23 protein-coding genes are annotated in these 25,132 nt (G+C 58.1%); 10 read left to right on the plus strand and 13 right to left on the minus strand.

Going from position 1 to position 25,132, the window contains the following annotated elements; translation table 11 throughout:
• Positions 1-167: 167 nt before the first annotated feature.
• Positions 168-866: a 7-cyano-7-deazaguanine synthase QueC gene (queC, locus tag AC07ZE_RS20095; protein ID WP_207266351.1), complete on the plus strand. Its 699-nt coding sequence runs from the start codon at positions 168-170 to the stop codon at positions 864-866.
• Positions 867-926: 60 nt separating this feature from the next.
• Here queC and AC07ZE_RS20100 read toward each other — a convergent pair whose 3' ends face one another.
• Positions 927-1,790 carry a queuosine precursor transporter gene (locus tag AC07ZE_RS20100; RefSeq protein WP_207266352.1) on the minus strand — a complete coding sequence of 288 codons (864 nt, stop codon included), beginning with the start codon at positions 1,788-1,790 and terminating at the stop codon, positions 927-929.
• Complete coding sequence (locus AC07ZE_RS20105; RefSeq protein ID WP_207266353.1) at positions 1,780-2,379, minus strand: helix-turn-helix transcriptional regulator; 600 nt, start codon at positions 2,377-2,379, stop codon at positions 1,780-1,782. Before AC07ZE_RS20105 ends, AC07ZE_RS20100 begins: the two co-directional genes overlap by 11 nt.
• 405 nt (positions 2,380-2,784) lie before the next feature.
• Here AC07ZE_RS20105 and AC07ZE_RS20110 point away from each other — a divergent pair, with 405 nt between their 5' ends.
• The 3 genes from AC07ZE_RS20110 (at position 2,785) to AC07ZE_RS20120 (ending at position 6,146) form a co-directional block, all read left to right on the plus strand.
• Positions 2,785-3,156 (plus strand): DUF6124 family protein, encoded by a 372-nt coding sequence (locus AC07ZE_RS20110; protein ID WP_207266354.1) that lies wholly within the window; start codon positions 2,785-2,787, stop codon positions 3,154-3,156.
• A gap of 279 nt (positions 3,157-3,435) precedes the next feature.
• The gene (locus AC07ZE_RS20115; RefSeq protein ID WP_207266355.1) at positions 3,436-4,557 is read left to right on the plus strand and encodes an HlyD family secretion protein; all 1,122 of its coding nucleotides are present in this window, start codon (positions 3,436-3,438) and stop codon (positions 4,555-4,557) included.
• A complete protein-coding gene (locus AC07ZE_RS20120; protein WP_207266356.1) occupies positions 4,554-6,146 on the plus strand; it encodes a DHA2 family efflux MFS transporter permease subunit in 1,593 nt (530 codons plus the stop codon). The genes AC07ZE_RS20115 and AC07ZE_RS20120 overlap by 4 nt, the downstream gene beginning before the upstream one ends.
• Before the next feature lie 132 nt (positions 6,147-6,278).
• Here AC07ZE_RS20120 and AC07ZE_RS20125 read toward each other — a convergent pair whose 3' ends face one another.
• Positions 6,279-6,719, minus strand: a complete 441-nt coding sequence (locus AC07ZE_RS20125; RefSeq protein WP_095197393.1) for a carboxymuconolactone decarboxylase family protein — start codon at positions 6,717-6,719, stop codon at positions 6,279-6,281.
• Positions 6,720-6,931: 212 nt separating this feature from the next.
• Between AC07ZE_RS20125 and AC07ZE_RS20130 the strand changes: the two genes are divergently transcribed.
• From AC07ZE_RS20130 to AC07ZE_RS20140, 3 genes are all read left to right on the plus strand, one after another.
• A complete protein-coding gene (locus tag AC07ZE_RS20130) occupies positions 6,932-7,438 on the plus strand; it encodes a sigma-70 family RNA polymerase sigma factor (protein WP_207266357.1) in 507 nt (168 codons plus the stop codon).
• A gap of 16 nt (positions 7,439-7,454) precedes the next feature.
• The gene (locus tag AC07ZE_RS20135; RefSeq protein WP_207266358.1) at positions 7,455-8,414 is read left to right on the plus strand and encodes a FecR domain-containing protein; all 960 of its coding nucleotides are present in this window, start codon (positions 7,455-7,457) and stop codon (positions 8,412-8,414) included.
• A gap of 169 nt (positions 8,415-8,583) precedes the next feature.
• Positions 8,584-8,811 (plus strand): hypothetical protein, encoded by a 228-nt coding sequence (locus tag AC07ZE_RS20140; RefSeq protein WP_207267912.1) that lies wholly within the window; start codon positions 8,584-8,586, stop codon positions 8,809-8,811.
• On the opposite strand, the gene AC07ZE_RS20145 is transcribed toward AC07ZE_RS20140, so the two are convergent.
• From AC07ZE_RS20145 to AC07ZE_RS20160, 4 genes are all read right to left on the minus strand, one after another.
• Positions 8,795-10,240: a mechanosensitive ion channel domain-containing protein gene (locus AC07ZE_RS20145; protein ID WP_207266359.1), complete on the minus strand. Its 1,446-nt coding sequence runs from the start codon at positions 10,238-10,240 to the stop codon at positions 8,795-8,797. The genes AC07ZE_RS20140 and AC07ZE_RS20145 overlap by 17 nt on opposite strands.
• Positions 10,241-10,452: 212 nt before the next feature.
• Positions 10,453-11,079, minus strand: a complete 627-nt coding sequence (gene ycaC / locus AC07ZE_RS20150) for an isochorismate family cysteine hydrolase YcaC (RefSeq protein ID WP_095197388.1) — start codon at positions 11,077-11,079, stop codon at positions 10,453-10,455.
• 57 nt (positions 11,080-11,136) lie between these two features.
• On the minus strand, positions 11,137-11,820 hold the full coding sequence (locus AC07ZE_RS20155) for an isochorismatase family protein (RefSeq protein ID WP_207266360.1): 684 nt from the start codon (positions 11,818-11,820) through the stop codon (positions 11,137-11,139).
• A gap of 92 nt (positions 11,821-11,912) precedes the next feature.
• Entirely contained in the window at positions 11,913-12,779 is an 867-nt protein-coding gene (locus AC07ZE_RS20160) for a pirin family protein (RefSeq protein WP_207266361.1), read from the minus strand.
• 104 nt (positions 12,780-12,883) lie between these two features.
• Here AC07ZE_RS20160 and AC07ZE_RS20165 point away from each other — a divergent pair, with 104 nt between their 5' ends.
• From AC07ZE_RS20165 to dkgB, 3 genes are all read left to right on the plus strand, one after another.
• Entirely contained in the window at positions 12,884-13,792 is a 909-nt protein-coding gene (locus tag AC07ZE_RS20165) for a LysR substrate-binding domain-containing protein (protein ID WP_207266362.1), read from the plus strand.
• Positions 13,793-13,890: 98 nt separating this feature from the next.
• Entirely contained in the window at positions 13,891-14,430 is a 540-nt protein-coding gene (locus AC07ZE_RS20170) for a PaaI family thioesterase (protein WP_207266363.1), read from the plus strand.
• 176 nt (positions 14,431-14,606) lie between these two features.
• On the plus strand, positions 14,607-15,410 hold the full coding sequence (gene dkgB, locus AC07ZE_RS20175) for a 2,5-didehydrogluconate reductase DkgB (protein ID WP_207266364.1): 804 nt from the start codon (positions 14,607-14,609) through the stop codon (positions 15,408-15,410).
• A gap of 16 nt (positions 15,411-15,426) precedes the next feature.
• On the opposite strand, the gene AC07ZE_RS20180 is transcribed toward dkgB, so the two are convergent.
• From AC07ZE_RS20180 to AC07ZE_RS20205, 6 genes are all read right to left on the minus strand, one after another.
• A complete protein-coding gene (locus AC07ZE_RS20180; RefSeq protein ID WP_207266365.1) occupies positions 15,427-18,663 on the minus strand; it encodes a transporter substrate-binding domain-containing protein in 3,237 nt (1,078 codons plus the stop codon).
• Positions 18,664-19,290: a response regulator transcription factor gene (locus AC07ZE_RS20185; protein ID WP_207266366.1), complete on the minus strand. Its 627-nt coding sequence runs from the start codon at positions 19,288-19,290 to the stop codon at positions 18,664-18,666. It lies immediately after the preceding gene.
• Positions 19,291-19,383: 93 nt separating this feature from the next.
• A complete protein-coding gene (locus tag AC07ZE_RS20190; protein WP_207266367.1) occupies positions 19,384-19,797 on the minus strand; it encodes a response regulator in 414 nt (137 codons plus the stop codon).
• 131 nt (positions 19,798-19,928) lie between these two features.
• Positions 19,929-22,646 carry a magnesium-translocating P-type ATPase gene (gene mgtA / locus AC07ZE_RS20195; RefSeq protein WP_207266368.1) on the minus strand — a complete coding sequence of 906 codons (2,718 nt, stop codon included), beginning with the start codon at positions 22,644-22,646 and terminating at the stop codon, positions 19,929-19,931.
• 505 nt (positions 22,647-23,151) lie between these two features.
• Positions 23,152-24,486 carry a lysine N(6)-hydroxylase/L-ornithine N(5)-oxygenase family protein gene (locus AC07ZE_RS20200; protein WP_207266369.1) on the minus strand — a complete coding sequence of 445 codons (1,335 nt, stop codon included), beginning with the start codon at positions 24,484-24,486 and terminating at the stop codon, positions 23,152-23,154.
• 159 nt (positions 24,487-24,645) lie between these two features.
• The gene (locus AC07ZE_RS20205; RefSeq protein ID WP_310650381.1) at positions 24,646-25,128 is read right to left on the minus strand and encodes a sigma-70 family RNA polymerase sigma factor; all 483 of its coding nucleotides are present in this window, start codon (positions 25,126-25,128) and stop codon (positions 24,646-24,648) included.
• Positions 25,129-25,132: the final 4 nt, after the last annotated feature.

Below are 25,132 nucleotides of genomic sequence, written 5' to 3' on the forward strand. Positions count from 1 at the left end.
ACGGTGTTGATGCCCATACCACTCCGTTCAAAATAGAAGTCTCGAATGCAGTTTCGGCGCTCTGTAGGAATAGGTGCGCTCGTACTCAACGTTATTTTCTGCTCGGTGTTGCATCAACGAACAAACAAAAATGTTTAACCGGAAATTTACCCAAGGATGAAAAAAACATGACTAAAAAGGCAATTATCGTTTTCAGCGGCGGACAAGATTCGACCACCTGCTTGATCCATGCGTTATCGCTCTACGATGAAATTCACTGTATTACGTTCGACTACGGCCAACGCCATCACGCGGAAATTGAAGTGGCGCAGCAACTCTCCAAAAAGCTGGGCATCACCGTACACAAGGTACTGGACACTTCATTACTCAATGAACTGGCAATCAGCAGCCTGACCCGCGACAACATCCCGGTCCCCACTACCAACAGCTCTGGAGAAAAACTGCCGAGTACGTTCGTACCCGGCAGAAACATTCTGTTCTTAACCTTGGCGTCCATTTACGCTTATCAAGTGCAAGCGCAGACGATCATCACCGGCGTCTGTGAAACCGACTTTTCCGGCTACCCTGATTGCCGGGATCAATTCGTCAAAGCCCTGAACACAGCCATAGAGTCAGGAATGGACTACACCCTGCACATTGAAACGCCGCTGATGTGGTTGAACAAGGCAGAAACCTGGGCCTTGGCTGATCACTACGACCGGTTGGAATTCGTCCGCGATCACACCTTGTCTTGCTACAACGGGATAAAGGGTAGCGGATGCGAAAAATGCGACGCTTGTAAGCTACGCGCCAAGGGACTGAGTTACTTTCTGGAGAACAAAACGGGTACGATGGAAAGCCTGAATAAAAAAATAAATCTGAGGTAACTCGTAAGTTTCGGGGCATGAATCCAGATCAATTGATTCATGCCCCACCTCTCATGAAGCCTAATTTGCTGTTACGTACGTCCTGAACAGCGATCTTGCTCCGTAAGCGGGCAGCACATTGAAAACAGCGAAACACATTTTTATGATGATCTGAACATAAACCATGACCAGAATTTCCCCACTTCCCAAAACCCCATAAAATGCAATAAAGCAAAAAATAAAGCTATCTATTATCACCGCAAAAAAAGTACTAAAAAACACTCGCAAGAACAAAAAACGCGAATTAGTCAGCTCTTTTATCTTGCATAGTAAATACGAGTTAACATATTCCGAAAAAAGAAAAGATACCGACGAGGCTACTAACACGGATGAAACATGACCCACGACCTCGCTATAGGGCCCATCAAGCTTCCACCCCGCCAAACCCGGAAGATGGCTAGCCGCAGAAAGCGCGATCAAAATAACCGCATTACTTACGAAGGAAAAATATATTGCTCGCCTTGCAAGCTTTAGCCCATAGGATTCATTCAAGAGATCGACGAGCAAGAACGTCAGCGGATAAATAAAAACGCCAGGCGTCACGACAACATCAAGATACTCTATATAAATAAGTTTGACCGCTGCAATATTGGTAAAAACATAAAGACAGAGCAACGCCAGATTGAGAACGACATAGGTCATCCACGACCTTTCATGACGATCGCTTATTTCATAGGCAGTCAAGGCACCACCACCCGAGTAAAACTTCCTATAAACATCCTTTATTTCTATTTTACTTAAATTATCCAAGAGCTCGCTTTTGAGCAAATCGCTCAGCTTTATCTTGATAATTTTCCCAGTGGAAACAACCATTATGACAGCATGGTTTTTGGCATTTTCAAACCCTAGGAGCTTGAACTTGCTATTATCTGGATCAATGCCCATTGAATCTCTCCTCGATCACTTCTCCCACAACTCGAAAGGCTTCTAAATCCAAGACAGGATCACGGATTATAAACAACTTCCCTGTACCGTAGCCGTACACCAATGTCTCTTTATCCCTGGCTGGCATTCCTTTCTTAACTATCAAAAGATCACCGACTTCATTAAACCCGCTGATCTCAGCCTCCAACAGTACGCCGACCAAGTTGCAAGCCATACCAAAATAATAGGTGAGCGGATAAGTTGCAGCCAGCTCGCCGATTCTCTTGTCGAGACACTGCAAAAGCATACTTTCTCTTATGATAGGTACTGCTGCAGGATTGGTATTCCCCTGAAGAGAAATACTGCTTTCAACTATTTCCTTCGCTTCAAAATCCACCGTCTCTATTTCTTTGTACGACACACCAAAAAAATCAGAAATCTTGCGTATGGTCGATTGCTGTACGTTGACAACCCTCCCTTCCAAAATATTGTAGATCGTTGTTCTGGTTAGGCCACTGGAACTGCACAATGACAGCTGCGTTTCGCCACGACTTTTTATCAGATACTTAATATTACTTTTCAACTTTTCGGTTCTTTCTTTCTTATGCATGAGTTAATTACCACTTTATCACTCTGATCGAATGCTTACGCAGGTGACGATTTTCAGACCAGGCCCTGCACGCTGACCTTCTTACGAACAACAATATTGCAACCACTACAACAAACCGTCAAACAATGATTGATATCACCACTCCGCACTTTATTCCTACAGACTTACCTCACCCTCAGTGAAGATATTTCTGTCAGATACCAGAACGCCACGCAGAGAACTAGCGTACAGATACATGAAAGCAATAAACCCATGAATCATTTAATTACATAGATGTTCAGTTTTTTGATTAAACAATGTGAATTTTCTGGTAATAAATTACCGGTCAGACAACTTACTCACGCCGCCACCAACCCTGATTGGCGATAGGGACTGGCACATCTCAACCTTGCAAGGAGCTCCGACATGAAAAAGACCACCCCAAACGCCCAACAATCGGCTGACCCTACAGCCTGCGAAGAAATCGATGTCTCCAGGCTTTCCGACATCACCGAACCCCTCGTCAGCGCGCGCCTTCGCAACCCGAGTCGCCCCGACCCCGTCAGTCATGTCTTTACCATCATTCCAAACATCGACACCGAGTCCTTGCTGTGCCATGCCTGTGAAACCCTCGCCTCGTTGAATGTCATGGCCACCGATCTGGCGTGCGAACTGGAAGGTTCGCGCCGAAACGTCATGCTCGCGATTCAGCAACTGGCGGTGCTGGGCGAATTGTTGGTCAACCGGGCGCTGGATAATCTCGACCCGCCCGGCTGCGTAACTGAGGCTCGGCCGTAACACAGCGAGTAACCACTGACGTTGATCGTTCCCCGCTGTACACGAGGACGATCAATCCCTTGGGGGAGCCTGCTCGCGAATAGGCCAGCACCGACATCAGTGTTGACTGGCACACCGCTTTCGCCAGCAGACTCGCTCCCCCAGCAGTTCTTCAACACATTCAAGATGTGATCACCCAGCCATCACCTGACGACCGGCAATAAAAATAAATTGCGACCAAATATGACATACGTCATATTACGTTCGTAATTAAATGCCGTTTCCTACAGGTAATCCTTCATGACCCGCATGCCTAACGTTGAAACCGACCTTGCCGTGCCGGTGACCACCCCCAAGCCTCCCCTGCTCAAACGCCTGCTTCTGCCGACACTGGGTATTGCTGCACTGGTGCTGGCCGGTGTCTACGCCACGCACTGGTGGACCACCGGCCGTTTCATCGAGGAAACCGACGACGCCTACATCGGCGGCGACGTAACGGTCATTGGCTCGAAGGTCGCCGGCTACATCGACGAAGTGCTGGTCACCGACAACCAGAAGGTCAAGGCCGGCGATGTGCTGATCCGCCTCGACGCCCGGGATTACCGCGCCAACCTGGCCAAGGCCGAAGGCGCGGTGGCGGCTGAAGAAGCCCTGCTGGCCAACCTCGACGCCACCGAACAACTGCAACAAGCCGTTATCGGCCAGGCCCGCGCCGGCATCGATGCCGCCGGTGCCGAAACCGCCCGTTCGCGGGATGACGATGCTCGCTACAAAAAGCTGGTCAGCACCAACGCCGTTTCTGTGGAAAGCGCTCAACGGGCCAACGCCACGTTCAAGACCGCACAGGCTCAAAGCAGCCGCGCCCAGGCTGAACTGCTGGCGGCGCAACGCCAGCTGAATGTCATCGCCACCCAGAAACAACAAGCCCGCGCGGCTTTGATTCAAGCCAGGGCCGAGCGAGACCTGGCGCAATTGAACGTCGGCTACACCGAACTGCGGGCACCGGTGGACGGGGTGATCGGTAATCGTCGGGCGCGGGTCGGCGCCTATGCCCAGGCCGGTTCGCAACTGCTGTCGGTGGTGCCATCCAGTGGTTTGTGGGTCGATGCCAATTTCAAGGAGGACCAGCTGGCACGCATGACGCCCGGCCAGCGGGTGGTCATTCATGCCGACGTGCTGTCGGGGCAGGAATTCCACGGTCATCTCGACAGTCTGGCACCCGCCAGCGGTTCGCAGTTCAGCGTGCTGCCACCGGAAAATGCCACCGGCAACTTCACCAAGATCGTGCAGCGGGTGCCGGTGCGCATCCACCTCGATCCAGCCGACAGCGTGCTCGGCCATCTGCGTCCCGGCCTGTCGGTCACCGCCAAAGTAGACACCCGTAAGCAACCTGAAACCCCGGCCGTGGCCAGCGCGCCATGAGCCGCGTCCTCGCCGCCCCGGCGCAACCGTTCAATGCCGCGAACATGGCCACGGCGACCAAGGTCTTCGCCTTCGCCAGCATGTGCATCGGCATGTTCATTGCGTTGCTGGATATCCAGATTGTCTCGGCATCGCTGCGTGACATTGGCGGCGGGCTGTCGGCCGGCACTGACGAAACCGCCTGGGTGCAAACCAGCTACCTCATCGCCGAAATCATCGTGATCCCGCTGTCCGGCTGGTTGTCGCGGGTGTTCTCCACGCGCTGGCTATTCTGCGCATCCGCCGTGGGCTTTACCCTGACCAGCCTGCTCTGCGGCATCGCCTGGAACATCCAGAGCATGATCGCCTTCCGTGCCCTGCAAGGGTTCCTTGGCGGTTCGATGATTCCCTTGGTGTTCACCACGGCGTTCGTTTTTTTCACCGGCAAACAACGGGTAATCGCCGCCGCGACCATCGGCGCGGTGGCTTCGCTGGCACCGACCCTGGGGCCGGTGATAGGCGGCTGGATCACCGACATTTCGTCCTGGCACTGGCTGTTCTACATCAACCTGGTGCCGGGGATCTTCGTCGCCGTGGCGGTACCGATGCTGGTGAAGATCGACCAGCCGGAACTCTCGCTGCTCAAGGGCGCCGACTATCTGAGCATGATATTTCTGGCGCTGTTTCTCGGTTGCCTTGAATACACCCTCGAAGAAGGTCCGCGCTGGAACTGGTTCAGTGACAGCACCATCCTCACCACCGCGTGGATCAGCGGCCTGGCCGGCCTCGCCTTCATCGGCCGGACCCTGCACGTCGCCAATCCGATCGTCGACTTGCGCGCCTTGAAGGATCGCAACTTCGCCCTCGGTTGTTTCTTCTCGTTCGTCACCGGGATCGGCCTGTTCGCCACCATCTACCTGACGCCGCTGTTTCTCGGCCGGGTACGCGGCTATGGCGCGCTGGACATTGGTCTGGCGGTTTTCTCCACCGGGGTGTTCCAGATCATGGCGATTCCGCTGTACGCCTTTCTGGCCAACCGCGTCGATCTGCGCTGGATCATGATGACCGGTTTGGGGCTGTTCGCTTTATCGATGTGGGATTTCAGCCCGATCACCCATGACTGGGGGGCCAGGGAATTGATGTTGCCGCAAGCCCTGCGCGGGATTGCCCAGCAACTGGCGGTACCGCCGGCAGTGACCTTGACCCTGGGCGGGCTGGCGCCGGCGCGGCTCAAACATGCGTCCGGGTTGTTCAACTTGATGCGCAACCTGGGGGGCGCCATCGGCATCGCCGCGTGCGCGACCATTCTCAATGATCGCACCAACCTGCACTTCGCCCGGTTGGCGGAACACCTCAACAGCACCAACGAAGCCCTCAACCAGTGGCTGGCCCAGGTCGGCAACAACTTCGCCGCCCTGGGCCAGAGCGGCGATGTCGGGGTGACTGCCAGCCTGCATCAGCTCTGGCTGTTGACCTACCGCGAAGCGCAGACACAGACCTATGGCGACGCGTTTCTGATGATCATGGTCGGCTTCATCGTCGCCACGGCGATGGTGCCCTTGATGCGCAAGGTGCAGCCATCGACCGCGCCGAGTGCCGATGCCCATTGATTCCAGGTCCAGAAACTCCGCGCCCCCCTGTGGGAGCGAGCCTGCTCGCGAAAGCGGTGTGTCAGGCAACGGTGATGTGACTGACCCCCCGCATTCGCGAGCAAGCCCGCTCCCACGATTGATTGGGGACTGTCAGGCCTGCGGCATTTTGCGGAAGCCCACGGCCAGACGGTTCCAGCTGTTGATGGTGCTGATGGCCACGGTCAGGTCGACCATTTCCTTTTCCGAGAACTGTGCCCTGACCACGTCATAGTCTTCGTCCGGGGCGTGGGTCAGGCTGAGCTGGGTCAGGGATTCAGTCCAGAGCAGCGCGGCGCGCTCGCGGTCGGTGAAGAAGGGTGCTTCGCGCCAGGCGGTCACGGCAAACAGGCGGCGCGTGGTTTCGCCGGCCTTGAGGGCATCGCTGGTGTGTAAGTCGATGCAGAAGGCACAACCGTTGATTTGCGAAGCACGCAGCTTGACCAGTTCGATCAGCGACTTTTCCAGCGGCAGTTTGGAGACAGCGGTTTCCAGGGCAATCATGGCCTTCAGGGCATCAGGCGAAGCGGTGTAAAAATCGATACGGGGTTGCATGGCATGCTCCGGGGCAAGTGGATGTGCAGATACGGTAGTCCCGCCGTCGATTTGTACAAATAGCCAATCTTTGGGAAGTCGAGGAGGCCACTGTCGCGAACCCTGAAAGAAAGTGCGAAATGACAATTGCCATCACTTGGTCAGGGCCACTAGAATGCGATCAATTCTTAATTGCACTCACGCAGGATGCCCGAGTCGAGTATCTGCCCGCCATGTCGTCCGCCGATCAGCCTTTGAACCAGCAAGTCCATACCCTCTACAGCGAACACCACGGTTGGCTGCAGGGTTGGCTGCACCGCAAACTGGGTAACCGCTGTGATGCGGCCGACCTGGCTCACGACACGTTCCTGCGCCTGCTGACGCGCCAGGTGGTCAAACCCCTGGGCAGTGAGCCACGGGCGCTGCTGACGCACATTGCCAAGGGCCTGGTGATTGACCGCTGGCGGCGTCAGGACATCGAGCGCGCGTATCTGGAAACCATCGCGTATCTGCCGGTGGCCGAGGTGCCGTCGCCGGAAACCCGCCTGCTGATCCTCGAAACCCTGTGGCGTATCGAAGCGCTGTTGCGCGAACTGCCCGGCGCTGCCCGCGAGACATTTTTGCTGTCGCAGATCGAAGGCCTGACTTACACGCAGATCGCCACCCGCCTGAATGTCTCGCTGATCACCGTCAAGCGCCACATGCGCGCGGCATTCATTGCCTGCCTGAGCGTTGCCTGATGAAGAGTGTCGCCTGATGTATTCGTCGATCATCAACCCGCAGATTCTGGGTGAAGCGGCTGACTGGCTGGTGCAGCTGCATTCCGGCACGGCCACCCCGGCCGATCATCAGGCCATCGCCCAATGGCGCAACCGCAGCCTGGAACATGCCCAGGCCTGGCAACGGGCCGAAGTGTTGCTCGGGGATTTCCGTGGCATACCGGCCAACCTCGCCATGCAAACCCTGAAACGGGCATCACGCCGGGAAGGCCTGAGTCGCCGGCAGACCCTCACCCGCCTGGGCTTGCTGTTGCTGGCCGGCCCCTTGGGCTTCGCTTCGCAGCATTTGCCCTGGGAGCAATGGACCGCCGATCAGCGCACCGCCGTGGGCGAACAGAAAAACCTGCAATTGCCCGATGGCAGCCAGTTGCTGCTCAACACCGACAGTGCGGTGAACATCGCCTTCAACCCACGGGAACGACGCGTCATGTTGCTCAGCGGCGAACTGTTGATCAGCACCGCGAAAGACCTCGGCGCCCGCCCCTTTATCGTCGAAACACCCCAAGGCATGGCCCGTGCGCCGGGCACCCGGTTTTGCGTACGGACCGAGGGTTCCAGTAGCCATGTTTCAGTGCTGGAAGGGCAAGTGATGGTCACACCGCAAATGCTGCAGCAAAGCACCACCCTCGATGCCGGCCAGCGCCAGAGCTTCAAGTTGAACCGTTTCGATGATCCGCAACGGTTCGACGTCGCTGCCATGTCCTGGGACAAGGGCATGCTGTTGGCCAACAACATGCGCCTGGACGAATTGCTTGGCGAACTGAGCCGCTACCGGCCAGGTGTATTGCGCTGCCATCCGGATGTCGCGGCACTGCGCGTATCGGGAGCATTTTCCCTGCGTGATACCGACGCCAGCCTGCGCCTGCTCAGCGATACCCTGCCGCTGAACATCAACCGCCTGACACGCTACTGGCTGTCGGTCGAACCGAGGGTCTGACGCGTCAGTCTCTGATGTTCAAACCTACTTTTTTGCGCATTCGACCCGGCATTGTTGGGCGACCGGCAGAGCCAGGGATTGCACGGCACTTTTAGCATGCAACCGGGATTTGCCCGTTTGCTCGAGGACAGCGGCTTCGAGTTGATCAGCGACGCCCACGTGGGTAGGCATGTCGATCTGGGCCAGGTTTTCGGCGACGATAACCGTTTTGGCGCACGGATCAATCCTGAGCGGCGCCACTGTGATGAAGACGGAAATTGAAGGCAGTGCCCATGGCATCAACGACGGCAACCATGCCGTCGGTGTGCCACGTTTTCAGTTCAATCTGGGAGCCGACCGGGATGTACCGGGGATCGCGCAGCGACCATACGCTGCAACACTCAGCCTGCCCGCTTGAGCAACCACTGCAAAAACCCTTTCTTCTGCACCACCACCGGCACTTCCTGAGTCAACTCCTTCACTTTGTGCAAACGGAAATCCAGCAAGGTCTTCATCGCGTCGTTGATGTCGTGACGGGCTTCCAGGCAAGGTCTGAGGTAGCCCTTGTCGATGCGATACAGCGTGCAGTTGGTTTTCGCGGCGAATTGCGCGGGCAACGCGCTATCGGACAAGATGCCCGCCTCGCCGATCACCTCACCCGGCCCCATGCGCCCGGTCTCCATGGGCATACCGTTGATGTTCAGCGAAACCGTTACCACGCCGGACTCGACGATGAACAAGTGATTGCTGACCTCCCCCGCCGCCAGAATCGTTTCCCCGGCGCGGAAGCTCTGCAGGATCATGTTCTGGCTGAAGGTTTCCTTCTCTTCCTGACGCAACGTCGAGAAGATCGGCGAACTGTCGATCAACGCGCGTTGCCGCGGCAGGTCGCTCGTAGGGCTCGGTTCCACGCTCGACAGCAAATTCACACCGGACGCCCGCAAATGCCGATACGCGAGGTCAAACAGTTGGTTGCGTACCGTGCGCTTCTCGCTCATCGCGGCGACAAACCCGCTGATTTCATAATCCGCACCGGCAGCGCTGGAGCTTTTGAGCGCCACCTTGGGCCCAGGCGTCGTCAACAGAATGCGGCAGCCCTGCATCGCCCGCTCCAAGGCATCGATCACGGTTTGCGGACGCACATGGGGGCTGACCTGCAAGGTGATCGAAACACCGAACATATCGCTGGGCCGACTGAAATTGGTGATTTTGGCCTTGGCGGCCAGCGAGTTGGGAATCACGATCATGCTGCCTTGGGAGGTTTGCAGCCGCGTGGCGCGCCAATCGATATCAATGACCCGGCCTTCCGTGCCGTCAATCGCGATCCAGTCATCCAGTTGATAGGGTTTGGTGGTATTCAGGACGATCCCGGAAAACACGTCGCTGAGGGTGCTTTGCAGCGCCAGGCCGACGATGATCGCCAAGGCGCCGGACGTGGCCAGCACCCCCTTGACCGGCAGATTGAGTACGTAGGCCAGGGCGGCGATCACCGCGACCAGGAAAATCACCGCGCCGAGCAGGTCCTGCAGCAGGCGCCCGGTATGCCCGACCCGTTGCATCATCGCCGCGCCGATCAGCACGGTCAGGGTGCGCGCGCCAAATATCCACCAGGCGATCTGCAACCCCGTAGACGCCAGCTGCAAGGGCACATTGTCGACCCTGGGTGCCGGCTCCAGCGGGCTCAAGCCTTCGTTGAACAGCAAAAGGCTGAACAGCGAGAAAATCACCAGCCGTACCAGCAGTTTCCAGTTGTGATGATTGATACCGACCAGACGCCACACCACCAGATCGATCAGGATCAGGATCAGGGCGCAGACCAAGGGGTGTTCGGCAAGCAACGACAGCATCAAGCGGCTCCAGCACAGGACGATGCGCAAAAGATCTCACACATTGGGCACAGTGTAGGAGCAATTGATTTGGCTGGATTCCACAAACTTCACAAAAGCAAATGTGAAAGCGAGCCTGCTCGCGAAAGCGGTGTATCAGGCGACGTATACGTCGACTGACACTGCCTCTTCGCGAGCAGGCTCGCTCCCACAGGGGGCCGGTGTTTTCCCGGTTATTTGCTGTTGGTCAGCGTGTTGTAGCTGGTCATCAGGTTGCGGTAATCCGGGATGTGGTTGGAGAACAGCGTCGCCAGGCCTTCCACGTCGTTGCGCCAGTCGCGATGCAGCTCACAGGCCAGGCCGAACCAGGTCATCAATTGCGCACCGGCGGCGGACATGCGATTCCACGCCGATTCCCGGGTCAGTTCGTTGAAGGTGCCGGACGCATCGGTCACCACGAACACCTCAAAACCCTCTTCGAGCGCCGAGAGCGCCGGGAACGCCACGCACACTTCGGTCACCACGCCGGCGATGATCAGCTGTTTCTTGCCGGTGGCCTTGATGGCCTTAACGAAATCTTCGTTGTCCCAGGCGTTGATCTGGCCAGGACGAGCGATGTAGGGCGCATCCGGGAACAGTGCCTTGAGTTCGGGAACCAGTGGGCCGTTGGGACCGGTTTCGAAGCTGGTGGTGAGAATCGTCGGCAGCTTGAAGTACTTGGCCAAGTCAGCCAGGGCCAGCACGTTGTTCTTGAAACGGTCCGGATCGATGTCGCGCACCAGCGACAGCAGTCCCGCCTGATGATCCACCAACAGAACGGCGGCGTTATCCTTGTCGAGACGTTTGTAAGAAGTGGTCATTGCAGTAGTCCTCGCGTGTTATCGATGCCGAGTGGAAATCGGCGTGGGGGTACCCGCTCAGCGCTGGGAGTCCAGCACCTCGTGTTCATTCGCCACTTGCTGAGCCTTGAGATAACTCTCGATCAGCAATTGATAATGCGGCATGGCCTGGGCGTAGACGGCGGCCCACTGCTCGGCGTCCGGACGGTTCCACGAGCCTTGCAGCTCAGAGAGCGTAGCCATGATGTCGATCGGCACCACCCCGGCCTGGGCCAAACGGGCGATTGTCAGATCAGTGGCCAGCTTCGAGTGGTTGCCGGAGGCATCGACCACCGCGAACACCTTATAGCCTTCATGCACGGCGGCGATGGATGGGAACGCCAGGCAAACGCTGGTCAGGGTGCCGGCGATCACCAGGGTTTTCTTGCCGGTGGCTTTGACTGCCGCGTGAAACTCCGGGTTGTCCCAGGCTTTGATTTCACCTTTGCGCGCCACGTATTGAGCGTGCGGCGCGGATTCGTGAATCTCTGGAATCAGGGGTCCGTTCGGCCCTTGCGGTACGGAGGCGGTAGTAATCACCGGCATCTTCAGCAAGGTCGCGGCCTTGGCCAGGGCAATGGCGTTGGCGCGCAGCTGTGGCACGTCCATGTCCTTGACGATCTGGAACAATCCGCTCTGGTGATCGATCAGCAACATCGCGCTGTCGTTGGGATCGATCGTCGGTTTCTGGCCATTGAAGTTGGCCGCATTGACGGTGTTCATGAGTGTTCCTCTTTTGTTTGGGCAACAGCCATCCCTGGCCTGAAAACCGGCCTACGCATCCTGTGTAGAGCGGATGATTGAAGCGGTTCGGATCAGCCGCGCATCTGGCCGAAGCGGCCGGACTGGAAGTCGGCGAAGGCCTGATGGATTTCCTGTTCGGTGTTCATCACGAACGGACCGTGGCCGACGATCGGCTCGTCAATCGGCTCGCCGCTGAGCAGCAGCACCACCGCTTCCTTGCTGGCTTGGAGGGTGATCTGATCGCCTTTGCGATCGAACAGGGCCAGCTGTCCTTCGCTCACCGACTCCAGGCCATTGACCTGAATCGCGCCGCGCAGGACGACCAGTGCGGTGTTGCGTCCCTCATGCAGATCAAGGGTGAGCGACTTGCCAGTCTTAAGACGGATGTCCCAGACATCGACCGGTGTGAAGGTGCGTGCCGGTCCCTTGTGACCGTCGAACTCACCGGCGATCAAGCGCAGGCTGCCGGCGTTGTCCTTGAGCGTAATGCTCGGGATGTCGCCATCAAGAAGGGTCTGGTAGCCGGCGTCGGCCATTTTGTCCTTGGCCGGCAGGTTGACCCACAGTTGCACCATTTCCAGGGTGCCGCCGGTTCTGGCGAAACCTTCGGAGTGGAACTCTTCATGGAGAATGCCCGAAGCCGCGGTCATCCATTGCACATCGCCAGGGCCGATCTTGCCGCCACTGCCGGTGGAGTCACGGTGCTCCAGTTCGCCTTTGTAAACGATAGTCACGGTTTCGAAGCCACGGTGCGGGTGCTGACCCACACCACGTCGTTCGGTAGTGGGTGTGAATTCGGCGGGACCGGCATGGTCCAGCAGCAGAAACGGGCTGATGTGCTTGCCCAGGTTGTCGTAGGAAAACAGCGTGCGCACCGGGAAACCGTCGCCGACCCAATGGGGCCGTGGGCTGGTGTAGATACCGATGATGTTTTTCATGGTGCCTCCGAATAAGGTGAGTGAAACCATGGACAAAGCTTAAAACCGTGTCCTTTTCTGCACTAGACTGCGAAAATCAGCCTTAGCGTTCTATTTGGAGAACGATGGTGGAAGACCTCAACACCCTCTATTACTTCACCCAGGTGGTCGAACATCGCGGTTTCGCCGCGGCCGGTCGGGCGCTGGACATGCCCAAGTCCAAGCTCAGTCGACGTATCGCCGAGCTTGAAGACCGACTGGGCGTGCGCCTGCTCAATCGCACCAGCCGCCACTGCTCGTTGACCGAAATCGGCCAGGCTTATTACCAGCGCTGCCTGGCCATGCGGGTGGAGGCGGAAAGCGCCGCCGAACTGATTGAACGCAACCGCTCCGAGCCCCAGGGCCTGGTGCGCATCAGTTGCCCGACAGCGCTGCTCAACACCTGGGTCGGGCCGATGCTGACCCGCTATATGCTCAAGTACCCGTTGGTGGAGTTGTTCATCGAAAGCACCAACCGTCGGGTTGATCTGATCCACGAGGGCTTCGACATTGCCCTGCGGGTGCGTTTTGCGCCGCTGGAAAACACCGACCTGGTCATGAAGGTGTTGGGCAACAGCACCCAGAGCGTAGTCGGCCATCCGCTGTTCGCCGATCGTCTATCGACACCGCCATCGCCGGCCGACCTCAGCGGTTTGCCCAGCCTGCATTGGGGCGCGGCGCAGCGTGAATATCAGTGGGAATTGTTTGGCGCCGACAGTGCCAGCGCGGTGATTCGCCATGCACCGCGGATGGTCACCGATGACCTGCTGGCTTTGCGTCATGCGGTCATCGCCGGGGTCGGTATCGCCCACCTGCCCACTGTGGTGGTGCGTGATGACCTAGCCACCGGTCGTCTGGTGGAACTGGTGCCGGGCTGGGCACCGAAGTGCGGGATCATCCATGCCATCTTCCCCTCGCGCCGTGGGTTGCTGCCGTCGGTCCGGACCTTGATCGACTTTCTCGGGGAGGAGTTCAGTCACAGCGATATTGCTTAGGGACAGCGGCAAGCTGATCGGTGGAGTGGCGAGGATTTTATTTCGAACGTAATATCGAATCTGATTACAACCATAATATCTGCCCCGAGGACTCGATAATGCAAAGCCCGAACCGCGACGCCACGCTCGCTCAATGGATCGCTCAGGAACAGGCCATGCGCGATCGCCTGGCGGCGCCTGGCAGTTTGTCCCTGGCCGAAGTCAGCGCCCTGTCCCCTGCCGAGTTTTTCGACGGTATCGGCAATGGTGAACTGCCCTCGCCGCCCATCGGCACGCTGATGGATTTCATTCCCCTCGAATGGTCCGCCGGTTCGTTCATTTTCCAGGGCACGCCGGATTCGCGGCACTACAATCCGCTGGGCAGCGTCCATGGCGGCTATGCCGCGACCTTGCTGGATTCGTGCATGGGTTGCGCGATACACACGCAACTGAAAAAAGGCCAGGGCTACACCACGCTGGATCTGCGCATCAGTTACGTCCGGGCGCTGACCGGCGCCAGCGGACCGGTACGGGCCGAGGGCAAGGTTGTGCACCTGGGACGCTCGACGGCGCTGGCCGAAGGCCGGATTTATGATGTGGACGGGCGTTTGTATGCAACCGGCACGACGACCTGCATGATTCTTGAGGCCCGAGGGTAAGCCTTTTAAACCGCATAGCCTGCTCGCGAAGGCGCCTGTTGCAACACCACAAAAACAGGAACATGCCGACGATTCTTGACTTGCGGTAAACATTGCTTTGCCGTCCCAGCGGTTTTTCTCACGGATGCAGGCGCGGATACTCGTGTTCGTTCCCACTGCAACCTCTGGAGTCATTCATGTCTATCCCCGCATTCGGCCTGGGCACCTTTCGCTTGCAAGGCCAGGTGGTCATCGACTCGGTCAGCACCGGCCTCGAACTGGGCTACCGGGCTATCGACACCGCACAAATCTACGAGAACGAAGCCGAAGTCGGCGAAGCCATTGCCGCCAGCGGCATCGCCCGTGAAAACCTGTTCATCACCAGCAAGATCTGGGTCGCCAACTTCGCCGGCGAACGTCTGATCGAAAGCCTCAAGGAAAGCCTGCAAAAACTGCGGACCGACTACCTGGACCTGACCCTGATCCACTGGCCATCGCCGGAAGATCAAGTGCCGGTCAAAGAATTCATGGGCGCCTTGCTCGAAGCCAAGCGCCTGGGCCTGACCCGGCAGATCGGCGTATCCAACTTCACCGTCGACCTGATGAAACAAGCCATCGCCGCCGTCGGCGCCGAGAACATCGCCACCAACCAGATCGAACTGCACCCGTACCTGCAAAATCGCAAGGTTGTCGAGTTCGCACACAGCCAGGGCATCCAGATCACTTCATACATGACCCTGGCCTACGGCGAAGTGCTCAAGGACCCGGTCATTATGCAGATTGCCGACCGTCTGCAAGCGACGCCAGCGCAGGTCACCCTGGCGTGGGCCATGCAATTGGGCCATGCGGTGATTCCTTCCTCCACCAAACGCGCCAACCTGGCCAGCAACCTCAAGGCCTGCGCCATGAAGTTGAGCGACGCCGACATGGCGTTGATCGCCGGCTTGGATCGCGGACATCGCCTGACCAGCCCGAAAGGCATTGCACCACTCTGGGATTAACGAACGGGGACCGGCCTCAGCCTTGCTCGAGACTGATGTCCAGGCGCTTCATGGCTTGATCCAACTGATCGACCGCCGCGTCGATCAGTGCCGCATCGGCCTCGGCGCATGCACGCTCCAGTTGTTCGCAACAATCGACCAGTCCTAGCGCCCTGACCATCTGCGCCCCGCCCTTGATGCGGTGCGCCAGCGCCTGCAAGCCGGGGTAATTACCGCTGGCGTGCTCTTGCAGCAGACGTTCGCGATCATCGCGATTGGTCACGGCCAGATCGCTCAACAGCTGGGTGATGAGTTCATCGTCGGCCCCTGTGAATTTGCGCAGCCCGCTCAAATCGATCTCGGGGCAGGCCAGCACTTCAATCACGTCTGCCAGTTCGCCGGGAAATCGTGAGGCCAGCCATGCACTCAGGTCGACCAGCCGAATCGGTTTGAACAGGCAATCGTCCATGCCGGCTTCAATGCAACGAACTTTCTCCTCGGGCTGCGCGTTGGCGGTGAAGCCCAGAATCACTGTCGGTCGCCCCGTTTGGAAACGTTCCTCATCGCGAATCTTGCCCGTTAGCTCATATCCGCTGACCTTTGGCATGTTGCAGTCGGTGATAACCAGATCGACGACGTGTTCGCACCATTGATCAAAACCTTGCTGGCCATCCTCCGCGACCAGAATGCTGTGCCCCAGATAACTCAGTTGCCGGGAAAGCAACGCGCGATTGGGCTGATAATCGTCGACCACCAGAATCCTCAAGGGACGAGCCCTTATCTGAGATTCGCCCTGCGACATTTGAATATCAGGCAAGCTGTGTAATGCAACCAGCTCAAGGCGAATGTCCACCCGGGTGCCGCGCCCAAGAGAACTGTGGAGCTGCAAGCGTCCTCCCATCATTTCGCACAAGGTACGGCTGATCACCAGGCCCAGGCCAGAACCCTGTCGGGCTGATTGCGGGTTGTTCCCGGCCTGCACGAACGGGTTGAACAACCGTTGCTGGTCATTGGCGCTGATGCCGATGCCGCTGTCCTGGATGCACACCGTGACAGCAAGACGGTCCGGTGACGCAGGTACCACCCGCAACCTCAGGCTGACCTCGCCCTTGCCGGTGAACTTGATCGCATTACTCAGCACATTGGACAGCACCTGTTTGAAGCGCGTGGGGTCTATCAGCACATCGCAGTCGCTGCCCTCGTCCAGTGCAATCCGCCAGCGCAGGTTCTTCTGCCGTGCCAGGCCTTCAAAAACCCGGCACACAGATACCACCAACGCCTGTAGATTGGCCCGCTCTGGCGACAGCTTCAAATGTCCGGACTCGATACTGGAAATATCCAGAATGTCGCCTATCACGTCCAGCAAATGGCGCCCGGCATTTGAAGCGTCCTCAATGGCCGCATGGTCAGTAAAGCCCTCATCTGCCCGCTTCAGCGCCACTTCAAGATTGCCGAGCAAGGCATTCATCGGCGTACGGAGCTCATGGCTCATGGTCGCCAGGAAGGTGGTCTTGGCCCGGTTGGCTTCGACGGCAGCGTCCTTGGCTTCCCGTAATTGCCCCAGTAACTGCTGGCGCTGATTAATCTGCCGCCGCTGCCAGGCGATCCCGCTCAAGGCCAGCAAGAGCAGGAAGCCGGCAGCGGCGAACGCCTGGAAAATAGCTTGTTGATGAGTCAGCCAAAAGCTCTGTTCCACCATCAAGTCATTGCGCCAAGGGAGTGCCAGTTCTTCGATTCTTTCAGGGGGGATACTCAACAACGCCTTGTCCAGGATCGAATGCAACACGGTCGCCTCGCGACTGGTCGCCAGGGTACTGCGGGCGGGATCGATACCCACCATGCTGACCGCTTGAAGGCGATCACGGTATTGCCGGGAAATCAGGTAACGGGCACCGATCAATGAATTGATGCTGCCATCGGCCTTGCCCCGGGCGACCATTTCCATGGCGTCCGCCGACAGCGGCGCATCCACGCAGCGAATCAGGGGGTAGTGCTGCCGAATGAACTCGCCGGCAATATTGCCGTAGGTGATCGCCAGCGTTTTTCCGGCCATCTCCTCGAGGGTCCTGGGGCTGTCCGGCGCCACACGGGTCACCAGCACGGATGGACTGGTCAGGAATGGCCGGGTGAGCAGCAAGTCCTCTTCGCGCCGGGAACTGAGGCCGATTCCGGCAAGCACATCGACTTCGCCGCTCTTGATGCCCTTGATCATTTGCGCCACTGACTGCATAGGCCGGATATCGAATTGCAACCCGGTGCGCAGACTGATTTCCGCCAGCACATCGATCCCCATGCCACGATACCTGCCTTCGCTGTCGATGAAGGTGATCGGCGGAATATTTTCGTTGATCGACACGTTCACGCGTGGATGTTGTTCAAGCCAGTGTTGCTCGGCGGCGCTCAATTGCAACGACTGCGAGCCCGGCATCGACATTTCGCTCGCCCCCCACCGCCGCAGAATGTTCATCTGCTCGTTGGCCGGGATCACCGCCAACGCCTGGTTGACGATCCGCAGCAATCGGCGGTTGTCATTGGTCATGGCAAAGGCGAAGTGACCCGATTCCATGCGCGAAAAGTCGGTCAGCAGGACGTTATTGAGATAGTTTTTGCTGATCAGGTAATCGGCCGTGAGCGCATCCGCCAGAAAGACATCCGCCTGACGGAAAGCCACCGCCCCCACCGCTGCCAGGGTCGAGGGGTAAAGCTGAACATCGGCATCGGGATAGAATTGCCGCACGCTTTGTTCAGGCAGGTAGTGGTCCAGCATCGCCAGACGCTTGCCCGCCAGGGTGGGGGCAGGCATATCAGGCGACGCGACGCGCGTCACCAGCACCGGTTGGTCGACGGCATAGGCGCTGGACATCTGTAGCTGCGAATCCTGTGCCTCATAATTGTTGGCCGTTCCCAGCAGATCCGCCGTCCCTTGCTTGAGCGCCAGGATTGCCTTATCTCGTGATGCGTGGCGCTGCACCACGACCTCCACCTGCAACAGCTGGCTGAGTAGCTCGGCATAGTCCGCCGTCACGCCTTCAAGCGCACGTCCGGTGGGGGTGATTTCAAAGGGTGGATAGGGCACGGAAACGGCCAGCACCAGACGGCCTTTTTGCTGCAACCAGCGAGCATCGGCTTCAGACAGCCTGGCGGTATAACCTTCCACGCTGGAACGGCCCAGCAACATCAGTGTTTGCGGCTGGGCACTGACGTTCGTTGTCCATAGGCAGATCCCCAGCAACAATAGGTTTTTCAGCGTGCACAGGCGGCGGAAGGCGTTCATTCAGACCAAATGATTGCGCTTGGCAAGTTCAGCCAGATGCACCAACGAATCCACGTTGAGCTTCTCGATCAAACGGGTTTTGTAGGTACTGACGGTCTTGTGACTCAAATGCAGGAGGTTGGCGATTTCCTTGTTACTGACTCCACGGGCCAGAAGTTGAAAGATCGTCATTTCCCGGTTAGATAGCAGATCGATCATCTGTTTTTCGCTGTATTGCAATGAACTCAATGACACTGAACTTGAGGCTAACTGGATGAAGTAGGTGTATCCGCACATCACGGCGTGCACGGCTTTTTGCAAATGCTCCAGACTCTTGGTCTTGTCGACATAGGCTGCGGCGCCGGCACGCATGCAACGTTCCTGAAAAAACTCCGGCTCCTGAGAGGTGAAAACCACGACCGGGCACGCCATCTCGCCAGCCTGCATCCGTTCAAGTACCTCCAGCCCGCCGAGGAACGGCAAGTTCAAATCCAACACCAAGAGGCTCGGTTTGTGTTCGCGGATTATTGGCAAGACTTCATTGCCACTGCTCGCTTCATGAATGCGCCTGAATCCCTCCTGCTTGAGTACGACTTTGACGGCACCGCGAATCACCGGATGATCGTCCGCAATCAGCACTGACTTCATGACAACTCCCTGGGCAAAAACACGGCGATCGGGCAAGGTCCGAATCAAACGCAGTAGCTGCGCATAGACTCTTGCATGGATGACTGTTTCGGACTACCTGACAGAAATGACAGTGCCGACGAACGGTCGTTGCGGATCGACGAATGCCATCAGGCGCTGTATCGACGCGAGGTCGGGCAGCAAGGCATGGCTTACTTGAATCTTCTGCTGCCCGCAGGCGGGAATCGGTGGCAGCCGGGCCTGCTCACCGTCGTAGATCAACACGCGTTCCAGCTGCCGGTTATCCAGGCAGAAATCCAGCAGATCCAGCTTGCCATCCGCCAGCGCCGCGTTGACGACCAGCAGGTCGAAGGGTTTGCTGGCGTACTCCACCAGAATCAACAATTCCTCGAGGCGTTGCACCGGCGCCACCCCGTAATAACCAAGCTGGTTGAACCAACGTTCGATCCGCAACCGGTGAAAGTGTTGTTCGTCAGCAATCAGGATGCGCAATGACTTGTTCGACAACGTGGCCTCCCGCAAGCGAGCCAGATTAATGAGGTCGCAAGGCTACGGAAGTGCCCTTGAGCTTTCTGTAGGACTTTTCCGAAATACCGGTCCACATTGGGTACACGCCCCCGTCTCCTGTAGAAAGGGCGTTATTGCCAGCCAAACCGCCGGATATAGAACCCCTTCACCGCCTGCGTCAGGCCCATGTACGCCAGCAGAATCACCGGCAGGAACACGAAATACAGCGATGGCAGCGCCTGCAGCTTGAAGTAGTGCGCCAGCGGTCCCATCGGCAGGAAAATCCCCACGGCCATGATGATTCCGGTCATCACCATCAACGGCAGCGCGGCGCGGCTTTGCAGGAATGGCAGCTTCGGTGTGCGGATCATGTGCACGATCAGTGTCTGGGTCAGCAACCCGACCACGAACCAGCCGGACTGGAACAGCGTTTGATGGTCCGGGGTATTGGCATCAAAGACGTACCACATCAGGGCAAAGGTGCTGATGTCGAAGACCGAGCTGACCGGCCCGAAAAACAGCATGAACCGACCGACATCCGCCGGTTGCCAGCGTTGCGGCTTGTCCAGCATGTCGGCATCGACGTTGTCGAACGGAATGGCGATCTGTGAAATGTCGTACAGCAGGTTCTGCACCAGCAGGTGCATCGGCAGCATCGGCAGGAACGGAATGAACGCGCTGGCCACCAGCACCGAGAACACATTGCCGAAGTTGGAACTGGCGGTCATCTTGATGTACTTGAGCATGTTGGCGAAGGTGCGCCGACCTTCCAGCACGCCCTCCTCCAGCACCATCAGGCTTTTTTCCAGGAGGATGATGTCCGCCGCCTCCTTGGCGATGTCCACGGCACTGTCCACCGAAATGCCAATGTCGGCGGTGCGCAGGGCTGGTGCATCGTTGATGCCGTCACCCATGAAGCCGACCACATGGCCGTTGCCCTTGAGCAGACGCACAATGCGTTCCTTGTGCGACGGGGTCAGTTTGGCAAAGATGTTGGTGCGCTCCACCGCGACCGCGAGTTCGGCGTCGGACATGCGTTCGACATCGTTACCCAGCAGCAGGCCTTGTTGATCCAGCCCGACTTCACGGCAGATCTTCGCAGTCACCCGTTCGTTGTCGCCGGTGAGCACTTTCACCGCCACACCATGTTCAGCCAGGGCCTTGAGCGCCGGTGCCGTGCTTTCCTTGGGCGGATCAAGGAAGGCGACGTAGCCGATCAGGGTCAGTTCCTGTTCATCCGCCAGGCCGTAGGTGTCGCGTCCGTCGATCATCAGCCGCGCGGCCACCGCGACGACCCGCAGTCCCTCGGCGTTGAATGCGGCAGTGACCTGGCGAATCCGCGCCAGCAGCTCCTCGCTCAGTACTTCATCCACCACGCCATGCCGCACCCGGGTGCACACCGCCAGCACTTCCTCCACGGCGCCCTTGCAGATCAGCAGGTGCGGCTGCTCACGTTCAGCGACCACCACCGACATGCGCCGGCGGGTGAAGTCGAACGGAATTTCATCGACCTTGCGAAACGCCGTACCGACTTTCAATTGGCGGTCGATTTCCACGTGTTCGAGGACCGCCACATCCAGCAGGTTTTTCAGGCCGGTCTGGTAGTAGCTGTTGAGGTAGGCCATTTCCAGCACGTCATCAGAGTCGTTGCCCCAGACATCGACATTGCGCGCCAGAAAGATCTTGTCCTGGGTCAGCGTACCGGTCTTGTCGGTGCACAGCACGTCCATGGCACCGAAGTTCTGGATCGCATCCAGGCGTTTGACGATGACTTTCTTGCGCGAAAGGAACACAGCGCCCTTGGCCAACGTCGAGGTGACGACCATCGGCAGCATCTCCGGGGTCAGGCCCACGGCGATCGACAGTGCGAACAGCAGCGCTTCGGTCCAGTCGCCCTTGGTGAAGCCGTTGATGAACAGCACCAGCGGCGCCATGACGAACATGAAGCGGATCAACAGCCAGCTGACTTTATTGACCCCGGTCTGGAACGAGTTCGGCGCACGGTCGGTGGCACCGACACGCTGCGCCAGCGCACCGAAATAGGTGCTGTTGCCGGTGGTCAGAATCACCGCCATCGCCGTGCCGGACACTACGTTGGTGCCCATGAACACAATGTTGTCCAGGTCCAGTGGATTGAGGGAGTCGCTGCCCTGCCGGCGCGGGACTTTTTCCACCGGCATCGATTCACCGGTCATGGCCGCCTGGCTGACGAACAGGTCCTTTGCACTGAGCACCCGGCCATCGGCGGGAATCATGTCGCCTGCAGACAACACGATCAGATCCCCCGGCACCAGCAGCTTGATCGGCCGTTCAATACGTTGTGCGCTGTTGCTGTCTGGATCCCGTCGCAGCACAGTTGCCGTATTGCTGACCATGGCCTTGAGCGTATCAGCAGCCTGGTTCGATTTACTTTCCTGCCAGAAGCGCAGCAAGGTCGAAAGCACCACCATGGAAAAAATCACGATGGCGGCTTTCATGTCTTCGGTCAGCCAGGAGATGACTGCGAGCAACGTCAGCAGCAGGTTGAACGGGTTCTTGTAGCAGTGCCACAAATGTGTCCACCACCGCAGCGGTTGTTCGTGCTCGACTTGGTTGAGACCGAACTGCCCGCGTAGTGCCTCGGCTTCCTGTTCGCTCAAGCCGGCGGTGTGGCTGCCCAACGTCTCGAGTAACGGGCCGGTGTCGCTGCCGGCGGCCCTGACCAGTGTTTGCGCCAGGCTCGGCGGCACTTCGCGGCTGACGGTGGTGTCGGTGAAGTTTTCCAGCAACGCCAGGCGACGCAAGTGCCGGGCAAAGTGGCGGGTACGCTGGAATCCGGTAAAGAATTCCTTGAGCAAGGTCAGGTTCATGGCAGTTCCCCCAGGATCAGCCGGGAAACCGTCGAGCAGGCGTGTCGGTGCGCCGCGATGACGACAATAAGTCGAACATCACGCACGATTCTGCGTCGATGAGAGGACGTCGGGACACGGACCGCCAATGGCCGTGATCGGGATGCCGCTGCTCGCTTTTACGGCGAGACAACGGCACGGAAAAGACTGCGCGTTATCTGGCCGAGGATGTGCCGGTTATCGAAACCGGCCGACGACTGTCACTCGAACAAGTACCCACTGTGGGTCTCCGCTATGGATTGAAAACGCGCGAAGCTTACGCCCCGGTATGTGCAGAGTAAACGCAGAAACGGGGTGTGATGGGGCAATTGCGGGGTTCTTCAGGAAGGGTTCAGGATTCAACATTTGCAGTGTTTTCAATGGCCCCTTCGCGAGCAAGCCCGCTCCCACATTTGACCGAGGTGTACGCGGATCAAGTGTGGGAGCGGGCTTGCTCGCGAAGGCGGCCTATCAGTCGCCAAATATCTCAGCTGGCTGTCGCGAGCAACAAATCCGCCATCGAACGATGCCCACGGGGTTTGCTATGGTCATACAGCGACCCGGCAATTTCGTCCGCACGAATCGGCAGGATCGACAGCAAGGTATCACTCAAGCCGTGGCTGGCCTGGCAGAAGCCCTGCATATAGATACCCGCCTTGCAGCGCTCGTCGGTGATCAGCTTGTAGTTGCGGTCGACCTCGAAATCGCCCAGGTACTGTTCCAGTGGCGCCAGCAGTTTGCGGTGCATCTGGCGCTCGTAACCGGTGGCCAGTACCACAGCGTCGTAGTGACGCACCGTGACTTCGCCCGTGGCGTTATTGCGCACCGCCAGTTCGATGCCGCGCTCAGTGGCGGTGGCTTTTTCGATTGTGGTCAGGGTACGGAACACGTGACGGGCAACGCCCGAAACCTTCTGGCGATAGAAGATGCCGTAGATGCGTTCGATCAAGTCGATGTCCACCACCGAATAGTTGGTGTTGTGGTACTCGTTGACCAGGCGCTCACGTTCGCTGCTTGCCTGGTTGAACACCAGGTCGGTGAACTCCGGCGAAAACACTTCGTTGACGAAGGGGCTGTCGTCCGCCGGTTTCAGAGCCGAACCGCGCAGGATCATGTCGACTTGCACCGACGGGAAGCTGTCGTTCAGGTCGATGAAGGCTTCCGCCGCACTCTGCCCCCCGCCGATGATCGCGATGCTCATCGGCTGGTTGTTCATGCACGGCTGCTTGGCCATTTGCGCCAGGTACTGCGAATGATGGAAGACGCGACCATCATCCTTGAGCGCCTTGAACGCTTCAGGAATTCGCGGCGTGCCGCCGGCGCTGACTACCACCGAACGGGCGGTACGCACATGTTGATGGCCGCCGGCATCGCGGGAAATCACCCGCAGCGCTTCGACCTGATGGTTGTGCAGCACCGGCTCGATGGTCAGCACTTCCTCGCCGTAGCGACTTTGTTTTTCGAACTGCCCGGCGACCCAGCGCAGGTAGTCGTTGTACTCCATCCGGCACGGATAAAAAGTGCCCAGGTTGATGAAGTCCACAAGACGACCGTGGGCCTTCAGGTAATTGACGAACGAGTAAGGGCTGGTCGGGTTGCGCAGGGTCACCAGATCCTTGAGGAAGGAAATCTGCAGCTCGCTCTGGGTCGACAGGGTGTTGCCGTGCCAGCTGTAGTTGGCCTGCTTGTCGAGAAACAGTACATCCAGTTCGCCCTGGGTCGGCCCGCGCTCTTGCAGGGCGATAGCCAACGCCAGATTGGAAGGGCCGAAACCGACGCCGATCAGGTCGTGAACGATGGGCGATGCAATTGCCTGTGTCATTTCCAGTGTCCTCTGGATGAACCCCCGAGCAGCGGGGAATAAACCTAAGTGACCTGACCGGCCTTGAGCAGGACAGCAAGTCGTCTGTTGATTAGGAACGAGGACAGTGAAATAAAATTTAACGTATTTTTGCCGAAGCAAACCGCAGCCATGGGCAGATCAATGGGCATCCCATTGCCGCATCCGCACCCGGCAATGCTTCATCGCATTGACGATGTGTTTCTCGACCATCGCCTTGGAAATGCCCAGCCGCAGGGCAATTTCCGGGTGCGACAGGCCATCGAGTTTGCGCAGCCTGAAACTCTCGCGGCACAGGCGTGGCAGCTCCGCCAAGGCGCGCTGGAGCATGTCCAGGCGCTGGCCATGGTCGAGCGAGCTGAGGGGGGAAGGACTGAAGTAGCGCTCTTCATTGTCGAGCACATCCAGCGATTCGACCTGACGCAGTGCATTGCGCCGGTGATCGTCGATCACCAGGTTCAGTGCCGTGCGATAAAGGAATGCCCGGGGCTGCTCGATCGGCGTGTCGCTGGAGCGTTCCAGGATCCGCAGATAAGCGTCATGCACCACATCTTCGGCCACCTGGCGGTTGCCGAGCTTGGCGTTCAGGAAGCACACCAGCTCTCGATAGTAGTTTTCCAACATGACT

The sequence above is a fragment of the Pseudomonas sp. GW101-3H06 genome (assembly GCF_059424605.1).

Coding starts and splice junctions, on each gene's coding strand:
- queC (WP_207266351.1), top strand. CDS start 168: ATGACTAAAAAGGCAATTATCGTTTTCAGCGGCGGACAAGATTCGACC.
- AC07ZE_RS20100 (WP_207266352.1), bottom strand. CDS start 1,790: ATGGGCATTGATCCAGATAATAGCAAGTTCAAGCTCCTAGGGTTTGAA.
- AC07ZE_RS20105 (WP_207266353.1), bottom strand. CDS start 2,379: ATGCATAAGAAAGAAAGAACCGAAAAGTTGAAAAGTAATATTAAGTAT.
- AC07ZE_RS20110 (WP_207266354.1), top strand. CDS start 2,785: ATGAAAAAGACCACCCCAAACGCCCAACAATCGGCTGACCCTACAGCC.
- AC07ZE_RS20115 (WP_207266355.1), top strand. CDS start 3,436: ATGACCCGCATGCCTAACGTTGAAACCGACCTTGCCGTGCCGGTGACC.
- AC07ZE_RS20120 (WP_207266356.1), top strand. CDS start 4,554: ATGAGCCGCGTCCTCGCCGCCCCGGCGCAACCGTTCAATGCCGCGAAC.
- AC07ZE_RS20125 (WP_095197393.1), bottom strand. CDS start 6,719: ATGCAACCCCGTATCGATTTTTACACCGCTTCGCCTGATGCCCTGAAG.
- AC07ZE_RS20130 (WP_207266357.1), top strand. CDS start 6,932: ATGTCGTCCGCCGATCAGCCTTTGAACCAGCAAGTCCATACCCTCTAC.
- AC07ZE_RS20135 (WP_207266358.1), top strand. CDS start 7,455: ATGTATTCGTCGATCATCAACCCGCAGATTCTGGGTGAAGCGGCTGAC.
- AC07ZE_RS20140 (WP_207267912.1), top strand. CDS start 8,584: ATGTCGATCTGGGCCAGGTTTTCGGCGACGATAACCGTTTTGGCGCAC.
- AC07ZE_RS20145 (WP_207266359.1), bottom strand. CDS start 10,240: ATGCTGTCGTTGCTTGCCGAACACCCCTTGGTCTGCGCCCTGATCCTG.
- ycaC (WP_095197388.1), bottom strand. CDS start 11,079: ATGACCACTTCTTACAAACGTCTCGACAAGGATAACGCCGCCGTTCTG.
- AC07ZE_RS20155 (WP_207266360.1), bottom strand. CDS start 11,820: ATGAACACCGTCAATGCGGCCAACTTCAATGGCCAGAAACCGACGATC.
- AC07ZE_RS20160 (WP_207266361.1), bottom strand. CDS start 12,779: ATGAAAAACATCATCGGTATCTACACCAGCCCACGGCCCCATTGGGTC.
- AC07ZE_RS20165 (WP_207266362.1), top strand. CDS start 12,884: ATGGTGGAAGACCTCAACACCCTCTATTACTTCACCCAGGTGGTCGAA.
- AC07ZE_RS20170 (WP_207266363.1), top strand. CDS start 13,891: ATGCAAAGCCCGAACCGCGACGCCACGCTCGCTCAATGGATCGCTCAG.
- dkgB (WP_207266364.1), top strand. CDS start 14,607: ATGTCTATCCCCGCATTCGGCCTGGGCACCTTTCGCTTGCAAGGCCAG.
- AC07ZE_RS20180 (WP_207266365.1), bottom strand. CDS start 18,663: ATGAACGCCTTCCGCCGCCTGTGCACGCTGAAAAACCTATTGTTGCTG.
- AC07ZE_RS20185 (WP_207266366.1), bottom strand. CDS start 19,290: ATGAAGTCAGTGCTGATTGCGGACGATCATCCGGTGATTCGCGGTGCC.
- mgtA (WP_207266368.1), bottom strand. CDS start 22,646: ATGAACCTGACCTTGCTCAAGGAATTCTTTACCGGATTCCAGCGTACC.
- AC07ZE_RS20200 (WP_207266369.1), bottom strand. CDS start 24,486: ATGACACAGGCAATTGCATCGCCCATCGTTCACGACCTGATCGGCGTC.
- AC07ZE_RS20205 (WP_310650381.1), bottom strand. CDS start 25,128: ATGTTGGAAAACTACTATCGAGAGCTGGTGTGCTTCCTGAACGCCAAG.